The organism is Tardiphaga sp. vice154 (genome assembly GCF_007018645.1).
In the GTDB taxonomy this organism is placed as follows: Bacteria; Pseudomonadota; Alphaproteobacteria; order Rhizobiales; family Xanthobacteraceae; genus Tardiphaga.
In genome coordinates, this window is record NZ_CP041399.1 from 3547353 (window position 1) to 3559322 (window position 11970).

10 protein-coding genes, 1 tRNA gene and 1 pseudogene are annotated in these 11970 nt (G+C 66.0%); 3 read left to right on the plus strand and 9 right to left on the minus strand.

Annotated features, from left to right (window positions below):
• Positions 1 to 5: 5 nt before the first annotated feature.
• The 4 genes from FIU28_RS16590 to FIU28_RS16605 are packed head-to-tail and all read right to left on the minus strand — an operon-like array spanning position 6 to position 4459.
• Positions 6 to 848, minus strand: a complete 843-nt coding sequence (locus FIU28_RS16590; RefSeq protein WP_143574320.1) for an alpha/beta fold hydrolase — start codon at positions 846 to 848, stop codon at positions 6 to 8.
• Positions 845 to 1213: a hypothetical protein gene (locus FIU28_RS16595; protein ID WP_143574321.1), complete on the minus strand. Its 369-nt coding sequence runs from the start codon at positions 1211 to 1213 to the stop codon at positions 845 to 847. Before FIU28_RS16595 ends, FIU28_RS16590 begins: the two co-directional genes overlap by 4 nt.
• The gene (locus tag FIU28_RS16600; protein ID WP_246660704.1) at positions 1210 to 3309 is read right to left on the minus strand and encodes an acetate--CoA ligase family protein; all 2100 of its coding nucleotides are present in this window, start codon (positions 3307 to 3309) and stop codon (positions 1210 to 1212) included. The genes FIU28_RS16595 and FIU28_RS16600 overlap by 4 nt, the downstream gene beginning before the upstream one ends.
• Positions 3299 to 4459: an acyl-CoA dehydrogenase family protein gene (locus FIU28_RS16605; RefSeq protein ID WP_143574322.1), complete on the minus strand. Its 1161-nt coding sequence runs from the start codon at positions 4457 to 4459 to the stop codon at positions 3299 to 3301. The genes FIU28_RS16600 and FIU28_RS16605 overlap by 11 nt, the downstream gene beginning before the upstream one ends.
• 104 nt (positions 4460 to 4563) lie before the next feature.
• Here FIU28_RS16605 and FIU28_RS16610 point away from each other — a divergent pair, with 104 nt between their 5' ends.
• A complete protein-coding gene (locus FIU28_RS16610) occupies positions 4564 to 5451 on the plus strand; it encodes a LysR substrate-binding domain-containing protein (protein ID WP_143574323.1) in 888 nt (295 codons plus the stop codon).
• 353 nt (positions 5452 to 5804) lie between these two features.
• On the opposite strand, the gene FIU28_RS16615 is transcribed toward FIU28_RS16610, so the two are convergent.
• The 3 genes and pseudogenes from FIU28_RS16615 to FIU28_RS16625 form a co-directional block, all read right to left on the minus strand.
• Positions 5805 to 5878: transfer RNA gene (locus FIU28_RS16615), tRNA-Gly, on the minus strand.
• 93 nt (positions 5879 to 5971) lie between these two features.
• A complete protein-coding gene (locus FIU28_RS16620) occupies positions 5972 to 7138 on the minus strand; it encodes a M20 family metallopeptidase (RefSeq protein ID WP_246660705.1) in 1167 nt (388 codons plus the stop codon).
• A gap of 218 nt (positions 7139 to 7356) precedes the next feature.
• Positions 7357 to 8934, minus strand: a pseudogene (locus FIU28_RS16625) (GMC family oxidoreductase).
• 116 nt (positions 8935 to 9050) lie between these two features.
• On the opposite strand from FIU28_RS16625, the gene FIU28_RS16630 reads away from it, so the two are divergent.
• Positions 9051 to 9239, plus strand: a complete 189-nt coding sequence (locus FIU28_RS16630; RefSeq protein WP_143574324.1) for a hypothetical protein — start codon at positions 9051 to 9053, stop codon at positions 9237 to 9239.
• Positions 9236 to 10096: an SDR family oxidoreductase gene (locus tag FIU28_RS16635; RefSeq protein ID WP_143574325.1), complete on the plus strand. Its 861-nt coding sequence runs from the start codon at positions 9236 to 9238 to the stop codon at positions 10094 to 10096. The genes FIU28_RS16630 and FIU28_RS16635 overlap by 4 nt, the downstream gene beginning before the upstream one ends.
• Here FIU28_RS16635 and upp read toward each other — a convergent pair.
• Both upp and FIU28_RS16645 read right to left on the minus strand, forming a co-directional pair.
• Entirely contained in the window at positions 10081 to 10710 is a 630-nt protein-coding gene (gene upp, locus FIU28_RS16640; protein WP_143574326.1) for a uracil phosphoribosyltransferase, read from the minus strand. The genes FIU28_RS16635 and upp overlap by 16 nt on opposite strands.
• Before the next feature lie 14 nt (positions 10711 to 10724).
• Complete coding sequence (locus FIU28_RS16645) at positions 10725 to 11960, minus strand: URC4/urg3 family protein (protein ID WP_143576233.1); 1236 nt, start codon at positions 11958 to 11960, stop codon at positions 10725 to 10727.
• Positions 11961 to 11970 lie beyond the last annotated feature (10 nt).

Below are 11970 nucleotides of genomic sequence, written 5' to 3' on the forward strand. Positions count from 1 at the left end.
CCGGCTCATTTGATCTTGTCGAGGACCGGCAGCAGGTAGCCGAGAAACTTCTCGGGATCCTCGCTCATCGGGAAGTGGCCGAGGCCCTGCATGATCTGGACGTGGCTGCCCTTGACCGACTTCGCCACGGCAAGCGTCTCTTCCGGCGTGCAGGAATAGTCATATTCGCCCGACAGCAGAAACAGCGGACACTTCGTGGTATCAATCTGCGCGACGCGCTCGCGGATATCTCCGTCGAGCTTGTAGAAATAAAGGTCGCCCTTGAACACGCCGGGGCCGCCCTGCATGTAGTGCCACAGCGTCTCCCAGCGCTCCTTGTCCGACGCATCGGGGCCGACCAGGCCGGAGACGATGGCGGCACAGACCTCGCCGCCGTGCACGTCGGGGCGGTGCAGGAAGTTGAGGTCGTAATACGGATCGACATGCGCGCCGGCCTGCAGGCCGATGATCGCGCGGAAGGCTTCGGGGTGCTCCAGCGCCAGATGCAACACGATGCGGCCGCCGATCGAGCAGCCCATCACGATCGGCCGGTTGAGCTCAAGCGCCGCCGAGATCTCCAGGATCATCGTGGTATATTGCGCCGAGGTGAGCTGGTACTCTTCGTTGTGCCAGCCTTCCGGCGGCGACGACTTGCCGTGCCACGGCATGTCGAAGGCAATGACCCGATGCTTCGCCGTGACACGCGCATCATTCATCAGCGCGCGATACTGTCGGCCGTCGGCCCCGGCGGTGTGCAGGCACAAAAGCGGCGTGCCGTGGCCTGCTTCCTCGACATAGATGCGATGCTGGCGGCCGAACAGGTCGAGATGCAGATAGCGGCCGATGGTCGGCTCGAAGGTCACGGTCATCGAGCGGCTCCCGTCTCGCGCAGTTTCACCAGCGCTTCCTTGAAGTATCGAAGGTTGGCCATGAAGACCTGCAGATTGCCTTCGGCCTTCAGGGTGCGGCGCTTGATCAGCGCCATGAGGTCGTGATGCCCCGGCTGCGGCTTGGCAGTCCAGAACGCCGACCACTCCTCCTCGGAGGCGCGCAGCGCGAACGACCACGACGGCATCACGAACGGCCCGCGGGTGACCGAGACGATCTTGCCTTCCGCGATGGCAATCAGCCACGCTATCGCGCCGACCTCGAGCAGGAAGGTGGTGGTCAGGAACCGGCCGCGTTGCACCAGCATCGCGTCGGCATTGACCCTGGTTTGCAGTTCTTCGATCATGTTTCCTCCGTTCCGGCGAGGGCCACGAGCGCGTCGACCGCGACGACGCCCTGGCCCACCGGATTGATGATGAGCGGATTGATTTCGGCATCCAGCACGGTGACGTCGTTATCGAGCGCGAGTTGCGACATCGCCACGATGGCCTGCGCCAGCGCCTCTAGATCGCCGTGCGGCTTGTTGCGGAAGCCCTGGAACACGCTGGTGATCGCGAGTTCCGAAATCATCTCCCGCGCGCCGTCGAGCGTGACCGGCGCCAAGCGGATGCTGCGGTCGCGGTAGATCTCGGTATAGATGCCGCCGGCGGCGAGCAGCACCAGCGGCCCGGCCTCGGGATCAACGCGGTAGCCGAGCAGCATTTCGCCGAGGCCGGAGGTCATCGGCTGCACCAGCACCTGCGAGACGTTGGCATCGGGGCGATGCGCGCGCACGCTGTCTGCGATCTTGCGGATCGCGGCTTCGAGCTGCATGGCATCTGCGACGTTGAGGACCACGCCGCCGACCTCGGTCTTGTGCGCGATTTCCTCGGACAGCAGTTTGACAGCCACCGGATAGGCGAATGGCAATTCGGTGGCGGTGGCATCGATGGCAATCGCAACGGCAGGCGCGTGCCGCATGCCGTGCTTGGCGAGAAGTTCGTAGGCCGCGAGTTCGTCGAGCTGCCTCGGGGTGTTCGCCGCGACGACACGCGGTTTGGGCATCGCACTCGGCGACCGGCGCTGCAGCGCCGCCTGGATCGCGTCGGCGCAGGATTCCGGCGTGCGGAAGTTAGCGATGCCGGCAGCCGTCAGCATCGCCAGCGCCTCAGGCGCCTCCGGCACCAGGAAGGTCACCAGCGGTTTCTGCGACAACGCGCTCTCGATCACCGGCTTCACCGCAAGCTCCGGCTGGAAGCGTGCGGAGGATCCGATCACGGCCACCACCACATCGAATTCCGGCGCGGCCAGCATGGTCTCCAATGCCGCCTTCATGATGTCGTAGCGCGTGCCGGCCAGCGTGAGGTCGATAATGCGCTCGCGCCCGGCGGCGACGCCGGCCTCGGTCAGCCGATCATAGGTCTCATGGCTTAGCTTGACGACATCGATGCCGCGGATGCCCAACTCATCCACGACCATCGCGGCGCCGCCCCCGGTCGTCGTGACGACGCCGACGCGCATGCTGCGCGGGCCCGCCGGGCGCGCCGGGAGACGCTGCAGCAGCGGCAGCGTCTCGAGCAGGGTTTCGAAATTGAACACGCGCGCGATGCCGCAATCGGCGAGGAAGGCAGCGGCGACGTCGTCTTCGCCGGCCAGCGCGCCGGTGTGCGACAGCGCCAGTTCGGCGGCCGCCGCGGAGCGCCCGAGCTTGTAGGCGACCACCGGCTTGCCGCGCGCGGCCGCGCCGATCGCAAAGGTGCGCAGCGCATCGGCGTGGCGGATGCTTTCGAGAAACAGCATGTAGCCGGTGACTTCGGGATCATCGAGCGTCGCCGAGCAGATTTCACCGAGGCTGAGATCGATCTCGTTACCGACCGAGACCAGTCCGGCAAAGCCAATGTTGCGCGCCTTGCCGCGCGACACCAGCGCGCCGAGCAGACTGCCGGAATGCGAGGCGACGAAGATGCTGCCGCTCGGCAGGTCCGGTTCGGCGAAGGCGGCGTTCGCGGTGATGATGGTCTTGGCGCGCAGATTGATGGCGCCGAGGCTGGACGGGCCGAGGATGCGGAGCGACGTCGTCGCGCACAGCGCCTGCAGGCGTGCGACCAGTTCCTGCCCCTCCGCGCCGCCTTCGGAAAACCCGGCGGCCAGAATGGTGACCACGGCAACGCCGAGCCGCGCGCATTCCTCTGCGGCGGCAACGGCATCCGCGGTCGGCGTCAGGATGAAGACGTGATCCGGCACTTCCGGCAAAGCTGCGAGCGACGGCCACGCCTTCTCACCCAGCACGGTGGGCCGACGCGGATTGATCGGATAGACCATGCCCTTGTAACCGGCGCGTCGCAGAAACTGCAGCGGCCGCGACGAGGTCTTGGTGACATCATCGGACGCGCCGACCAGCGCGATGCTGCGCGGGGCCAGCAGCGCCTGCCCGAGCGTCGGCTTTGTCAGGTCATCCCGCACGGGCAGCATTTCCGCGCTGGTCGAACTTGCGTTCGAATACGTCTTCGGCAATCCGGTTCTTGAGGATTTCGGTCGAGCCGCCGGCGATCATCCAGCCGCGGGTGCGGCGCATGCAGTATTCGGCGAGCGAGTCCTGGCTGTAGCCGAGCCCGCCCATGATCTGCACCGCCTCGTTGGCGACGTCGAACCCGGCCTGGTTGCAGGCGAGTTTCGCGATCGCCGTGTTGTAGGGCGACGGCAGGCCGCTCTCGATGCTGGCGGCGCGGTACAGCAGCATCTGCGCGGAATCGAGCTTCAGCGCCATGTCGGCGAATTTCCACTGCAGGCCCTGGAATTCGCACAGCGGCCGGCCGAACTGCTTGCGGATCAGCGCGTGCTCGCGCGCCAGGTTAAAGGCGTAGCGGCCGAGCGCCAGCGAGCGCGACGAATTGCCGAGCCGCTCGACGTTGAAGCCGGAGATCTGTTTCTTGAAGCCGCCAATGCCGAGCAGGACATTCTCCTTCGGGATGCGGCAATTCTCGAAATACAGCTGGCTCCAGGATTCGCCGCTCATGAAGGCCGACGGCTTGCCGACCGTGAAGCCCGGCGTATCGCGCTCCACGATCACCGAGCCGATGCCGCCGACGCCGGGCCCGAAGCGCACGTAAACCAGATAGACTGCGGCATCCGGGCTGTGGGTGCCGAACACCTTGCTGCCGTTGATCAGGTAACCGTCGCCGTCCTCGGTCGCGCTGGTCTTCAGCTCGGTTGCCGCGGAGCCAGCGTCGGGCTCGCTCATGCCGAGGCTGATGCAGGTGTTGCCCGCCAGCAGATCGGGCAGCCAGCGCGCCTTCTGCTCCGGCGTGGCATATTCGACGAAGGTGCGGATCGGACCGAAATTGCCGGCCTGCACGATGTCGGCGCTGCGCGGGCAGACTGCGGCGACCTGCTCGATCGCGATCACCGAATCGAACAGCGTGCCGCCGGCGCCGCCATCCTCTTCGCTGAAGGAAATGCCGAGCAACCCCTGCTTCGCCAGCAGCTTCGCGGTCGCGAAGGGGAATTGCGGGTCGTGCGCGCGGGCCAGCGCGCCGTCCTTCAGGTTGGCCTCCGCAAAGCGTCGCACTGAGGTGGCGAAGGACTGCTGTTCTTCAGAAAGCTCAAAATTCATGGATCAACGCCGCCGTTATGGGATGGCCTGTTTCCCAGCCTGCGGTTTGACCGGCAACTGCACAAAGGTTATCAAGTCATGACCTTTTGTAATGGTGCACCGCCATGTTGCCGCCGCTCAATCCGCTGCATGTTTTCGACGTCGCCGCCCGGCTGCTCAGCTTCACCCGCGCGGCGGCGGAGCTGCGCGTCACCCAGCCGGCGATCAGCCGGCAGATTAACACGCTGGAGAGCTTTCTCGGCGTGCGACTGTTCGAGCGCGACAGGCAGGGTCTGCGGCTGACCTCGGAGGGCGAGCAGTTCCAGCGCCAGATCGCGCCGGCCTTCGCGATCATCGCCAACGCCACCGCGGGGCTGATGACGACGGGCCGCGCCGAGCCGCTGAAGATCCGCGTCTACACCACCTTCGCGGCGAAATGGCTGATCCAGCGGCTGCCCTCGTTCTACGTCGCCTATCCGCATATCAAGCTGAACATCAGCAATGTGGTGGCGCCGATCGATTTCGAGAAGGACAAGGTCGACCTCGCCATCCAGTTCGGCGCGGGCCACTGGCCGAACGTGGAATGCGAGCTACTGTTCAAGGACCTGATCCAGCCGATGTGCAGCCCGAAGCTGTTGAAGTCCCACCGGATGGTCGAACCCGACGACCTCCGCCGCGTGCAACTGTTGCACTCCCACTACCGCCGCGCCGACTGGCCGGACTGGCTGATGGCGGTGAACCGTCCGGATCTCCTGACCGACGCCGGAATCAGCTTTCCCAGCTCCGTGCTGACCTATCATGCCGCGGTCGAGGGCGTCGGCGTGGCCATGGGCCAGCTCTATCTGCTGCGCAACGAGATCAACGATGGCTCGCTGATACCGCTGTTCAACGCGCCGTTCGAACGCCAGCTCGCGCATTACGTCGCCTGGCCGAAACATCGGCCGCTCGGCCGAAAGGCTCGCAGCTTCATGCACTGGCTGCGATTGCAGACGGGCGAGTTCCTGAAGAAGTAGGATCTGCGCGCAAAATTTAATGGCGTTGCGGCAAGATCTCGATCTGAAGGGAATGCGCGCCGGCTGCGCGCAAGGCAATTGCGGCGCCCTGCACGGTGCTGCTGGACGCCGGCCGATCCAGTCCTGCACCACGCCGCTGTACATGGTGGCGAACCGCGACATCGTCACGATCGAAGGCCTGAGCCATGATGGCGCGCCGGGCGAGTCTAGACCACCATCGTCGAACGCCCCGACGGATGCGCCGCGGATCCCGTCGCCGCGGCGATCGGCAACGCCATCGCCCTCCGCGTCTGCGACATGCGGCCGCCCTTCGATCGGCTGGAAGCGGCCATCAACGCAGCATGATAGGGGAGTGGAGCGGGTGGAGGGAATCGAACCCTCGTATTCAGCTTGGAAGGCTGCTGCTCTACCATTGAGCTACACCCGCGCTGGCGATCAGGTATCACGTCGCCGGATTCGCCTCAACACCCGCAAGGCGGCAATTTGCCTCCCCGGCGGCGGCAAAACCGGCGATTTCGCGCTATTTCGCCTCGCTGCGCAGGATCGCCAGCGCCAGCGTGGTGGCGCGGGGGACGATGCTGTCGAGGTCGAGCCATTCCTGGGCGGTGTGGACATTGCCGCCAACCGGGCCGAGGCCGCACAGGGTCGGCGTGCCCACCGAGGCCGTGAAGCCGGAATCGGCGCAGCCGCCGGCGAATTCGCCGGTGAGCGTCGGCAGGCCGGCATCGCCCGCGGCGCCGCGATAGATGTCGAACAGCGCCTTCGAGCTCGGGCTCTGCATCAGCGGCAGGAACTCGCCGTTGAGATGCAGCTTCGCCGTGGTGCCGGACACCGTCGGCGTCGCCATGATCCGCTCGATCGCCGCCAGCGTGGTGGCGCGGTCGGCGGGCTCGACATAGCGCAGGTCGATCTGGCCCTCGGCGTGCGGCGCCGTGGTGTTGATCGACTGGCCGCCCTGCACCAGCCCGACATTCAGCGTGATGCCACGGGCGATATCGGTCAGCGCATGGATCGCCACGATCTTGTGCGCGAGCTCGCCGATCGCGCTGATGCCGTCGGCAAAATTATTGCCGGAATGCGCGGCGCGACCGAACACCTCGAAGCGCATGAACACGCCGCCCTTGCGGCTGGTACAGATGTTGCCGGTCGGGCGCCCCGGCTCGGAATTATACACCGCGCGCGCCGCGCGGCCCTCGCGCTCGATGATCGGGCGCGACGACGGCGAGGCGATCTCCTCGTCGGCGGTGATCAGGATCCGGATCGGGAACGGCGCGACGCCGAATTTCTGCAGGGCAGCGGCGACGAACACGTTGATGACGAGCCCCGCCTTCATGTCGGCGATCCCCGGGCCGTGGGCCTTCGTGCCCTCGATGGTGAAGGGGCGGCGAGCCGCCTCGCCTTTCGGAAACACGGTGTCGCGGTGGCCCATCAAGAGGATCGGCTTCTCGTTGCTGCCGGGCTTGGCGATTTGCGCATGCAGAGCGTCGCCATAGACCTCATGCGGCTCGCGCCAGCTCTCGATGCCATGCTCGGCAAAATGCCGCTCGAAGCGCGCCGCCACCGCATCGACGCCCTCCTTGTCGTAGGAGCCGGAGTCGATGTTCACGACGTCGCGCAGCAGGTCGATCATCGGCTGCCTCTGCGAGGCCAGCCACTCGGTGATCTGGAGTTCGTGGGTGGTGGTCATGAAACTTCCTTCTTGGTAAATCTCGTGCAATCAGCTCGGTCGCTTCGATCGTGATTGCGAGGAGCCCTTGCGACGAAGCAATCCAGTTCTTGCGGAGTTTGTGGTTTCTGGATTGCCGCGTCGCTTCGCTAAGGGGAAAGCCGAACGGCTTTCCCTGACCTTGCAATGACGGAGCTTTGATCTCCCTCACTCCGACTCTCGCCGACATGAGGTTCGGCTTACACCACCATCGCGGGCTCGGCTTTCGCCATCGCCTGCTTCATCATCTTCGCCACATATTCGCCGATCACCACCGTTGTGAGGTGGGTGTTGGCGCGGCAGTCCGACGGCATGATCGAGGCATCTGCCACGCGCAGCCCTTTGATGCCCTTCACGGTGCCGTCCGGATTGACCACGCCACTTGCGTCCGCAAAGCCGCTCATGTGGCAGGTGCCGGCGGCGTGCTGGATGTCGCCGGTCTCGCGGCGCAGGATCGCTTCCAGTTCGGCGGTCGGCAGCGCCGCCGCCTGCGGCAGTGTGAGGTCGGTGTCGGCCAGACGGATCCAGTCGGCGATGCCAGCCAGCGCCGGCTGGGTGGACAGCACCGCCATGCGCCTGACGGCATCGACCATGCGCAGCATGTCGCGCGGGTCAGCCAGCATGTTTTCCTCGACCACCGGATCGATCGACGCGTCGCGCGAGGCGAGCTTCAGCGTACCGCGCGAAAAAGCGTTGAACAGGCCGGCCGCCACCGCGCCAGGCACGCCGATGCCGCGGTGGTTGAAGGCGACCAGGATCATGTCGCGCCTGCCGCCATCGGCCAGCCCCGACGAATAGGTCACGCAGCAATTGGTGTGGCGGGTGTCGGGATCGGACGGGCGCAATTACTCGCGCAGTTGCACGGTGGCGCGCAGCAGCGGGTGATCGAAAAAGTGTTTTCCGACCGGCAGGTCCTGCACGACCTCAATGCCCATCGCCTGCAATTCATCGGCCGGGCCGATGCCCGAGCGCAGCAGGATCGCCGGGCTGTGGATCGCACCAGCGCACAATACGATCTCGCGCGCGTGAATCTCCGTGCTGCCCTGCCCTTCGGCGTGGACCACGACGCCGGTGGCGCGACCATTGGTCAGGATCAGGCGATCGACCAGCACCCGGCCGCGGATTTCCAGATTGGCGCGACCGCGCGCCGGCTCAAGATAGGCCTCATTGGTGGTGATGCGACGGCTATCGCGGCTGTTGATCGGATAGCAGGCGGCGCCCTCGCCGTCCGGACCGTTGACGTCGTCGCACCAGTGATAACCCGACGCGAGCGCGGCATCGCGCAACCCGCGATCGATCTCGCCCCACTTCTCAGGCGGCGCGCGGTAGATCGGCAGCGGACCACCGCGTCCATGGCCGGGACGGTCGCCGAATTCGAAATCGTCCTCGATCACCGAAAACAGCGGCATGACTTCTTTCGCCGACCAGCCGGTGCAGCCATTGGCGGCCCATTCGTCGAACGCGTCGGCGACGCCGCGGATCGCGATCTGGCCGTTCATCATCGAGGACCCGCCGAGCCCCTTGCCGCGCCAGTAGAAGCGCGGCTCCTGCTCCGCGACGCGCCGCGTCAGGAGATTCGGCCACTGCCATTTCTCCTGGAATTCGCGACGGTGAATGATCGGGATCGGGTTCGGCGTGCGGATCTCCCACGGCGCCTCGTCGGCGCGCCAGTCGAGACCGGCCTCCAGCAGCAATACGCGCCGGGTGGCATCTTCGGAGAGACGGGCAGCCACGGCGGCACCGGCCGAACCTCCGCCGACAACGATCACATCACGCATCAGTCATCACTTCCAGGCTCGGCCGGCAAGCGGCCCTGAAATCAACCAGGGCCACAGCCTTACAGCGGTCGATCGTTCGGAACGCAGTATGCGTCACGGCATTGCGCAACGCCAGTATGCACGCCACGGCGCGGGTATGGCGCAACGGCTACTGGATCGCGCGGCAAACCGAAAACGCGCCGCCCTGCAAAGCCGGCGCGTTCATGGACGAGCCGCTTGACCTTGCAGCGAAAGCCGGTGAATTGCTGGAAATCGCTGGCCCGAATCGGCTGCTCGTACTGACCCGCATGAGGAACCCGCCATGATCCTGATCACCGCCGCCAGTGGCAAAACCGGCCGGGCCATCATCGCCGCGCTGGCGGCGCGCGGCGCATCGGTGCGTGCGTTTGTGCGCAGCGCCGCGCAACGCGAGGCGCTGCTCCGGCTCGGCGCGACCGATGTCGTGATCGGCGCGCTCGACGACGACGCCGCATTGCTGCGCGCGATGCACGAGACAGACGCAGTCTACCACGTCTGTCCGAATGTCAGCCTGCATGAAGTGGCTTTTGCCGACGCCGTGATCGCCGCGGCGGAGGCCGCCGAAGTGCCGCGGCTGGTCTATCATTCCGTGCTGCACCCGCATGTCGAGGTGATGCCGCACCACTGGTCCAAGATGCGCGTCGAGGAGATGCTGTACAGTTCGGAACTGGACTGGACCATCCTGCAGCCCACCACCTATATGCAGAACATCCTGAGCGAACTCGATCGGATCACGACCGACGGCGTGTACCGCGTGCCCTACCCGCTTGAGACGCCGCTCAGCCTGATCGATCTCGGCGATATCGCCGAGGTCGCCGCAAAAGTGCTGACCGAGGACGGCCACGCCAATGCCACCTACGAACTGGCCGGCACGTCGCCGCTGAGCCCGATCGATGTTGCCGAAGCGTTTGCCGCCGCCCTCGGGCGCGAGGTTCGGGCCGAGGCCGAATCTGTCAAGGCATGGCAGGCGCGCGCGCGTATCGCCGGGATGGATGAGCATGCCGTGACAGCGCTGACGAAAATGTTCGTCAGCTATGCTGGCGACGGGCTGAAGGGCAATCCCAACGTGCTGCGCTGGCTGCTGGGACGCGAGCCCGTCACGCTGGCGGAATTCGCGGCATCCTGCCGTCAGCGCGTGCCGTAAGCGCGATCGCCGGCATCGCCGAGGCCGGGCCAGATATAGGCGTGGTCGGTCAGCTTCTCGTCGACCGCCGCGGTCCAGATCGGCACATCCGGGTGATGGCCGCGCAGCCGCTCGATGCCTTCGGGTGCCGCCAGCAGGCAGACGAAGCGGATGTCCCGGGCGCCGCGCTCCTTGATGCGGTCGATCGCCGCCACCGCGGTGTTGGCAGTGGCCAGCATCGGATCGATCACGATGACCAGCCGCTCCTCGAGATTGGTCGGCGCCTTGAAGAAATATTCGACGGCGGTAAAGGTCTCGGGATCGCGGTACAGGCCGATATGCGCGATGCGCGCCGACGGCACCAGATCGATCATGCCCTCGACGAAGGACAGGCCGGCGCGCAGCACCGGCGCGAACACCAGCTTCTTGCCGGCGATTTCCTTGCCGGTCATCCTGGTCAGCGGCGTCTCGATCTCGACGTCGGTGAGCGGCAGGTCGCGCGTCACCTCATAGCACAGCAACATGCCGATCTCGTTGAGCAGTTCGCGAAACCCCTTGGTGGAGCGGGTCTTGTCGCGGATCAGCGTCAGCTTGTGCTGCACCAGCGGGTGGGTAACGATCGTAACGCCGTCCATTGCACTTCCTTCGATTAGAACACAGTACCGTCGCTGATGATCCTGATGGGGGGCGAGGCATCGGCGCGACGTTCGCGCGCCAGCACGCGCCCGGCGGCCCAGCTTCCGCCCTCGAGAATTTTGGCCAGCGGCAGCGAGGTCGCGTCAAGCTGCAGCTTCTCCCGGATGCCTTCGGCGAGGCGGTCGAGCAGCGCCACCGTCAGCGCACGCCATTCCACCACCAGCGTCGAGGACACGTCATGCTCGCGTTCCGCGTCGGCGTAATCGCGAAAATTGAGCACGCCGATATCGACGAACAACCCGCCATTGCGATACTCGGCGAGACCGGTGAGGCCGTCAATATTGGTGACCTCGATGCCCGCGATCTGCAGCGGTTCGATCAGCGAATAGGACAGCCACTGCGAGAGCTTGTGCAGCGGCATCAGTTCAGAGGTCGCATCGTCGGACTTCAGCGCCGGGTGCTTCCAGCAGTCGCCGAGCGCGATGCCGCCGAGCGTCAACCGCGACGGCCAGATCGGGCCGAGCCGCTGCAGCAGCACCGAGAGGATGGTCGGCGCCGGCAGCTTGCCTTGATGCGCCAGCATCACCATCTGGTCGAACAGCCCGCCGGGCCGCGGCGTGTCAATCATGCCGAACACGTCCGGTTTCGACGCCACCAGCGAGCCCAGCCGGCGCAGCAGGTCGGCGCGCCCCTCGATGCCGACCAGCGGATTGGCGTCGGAAACCTGCATGCCGTTTTGCAGATCGGCGACGGAGAGCTTCTGCAGAACCGAGGCGTCGGCGCGCAATGGCTGCGCCGGATCGGCGGAGAACGCGCCGCTGGCGAACATCGCGAGACTGGCCAGCCCCAGCCCTTCCGAGCGGCCGATCGCCTGCCCGGTTTTCGGATCCTGATAGCGCCAGCTTGGACCGGCGCCGGCATCCAGAAAGACGCTGACGATTGCGAGATCGAACTCGGCGCGCGCGCGCGCGGCTTTGTCTTTCCAGGCGGTCGCGTCGGCCAGCGCGGCCCAACGGTTGTCCCCGCCGGTGACGAAATGCCGCCAGCGCGAATGGAAGGGCACGTCGAGCGAGGGATAGGCCGCGCGCGTCGTCGCCAGCACGAGGTCCACCGCGGCGTCCATGCGGCCGAGGTCGATGCGGAAGTGGGCAAGCTTGTCGTCGAGGCCGATCGCCAGCAGACGATGCGCCCGCTCGCGCACCGCGCGGGCGGACAAGAGCGACAGAGCGGCCGAGGTATCCGGAGACAAGGAATTCACC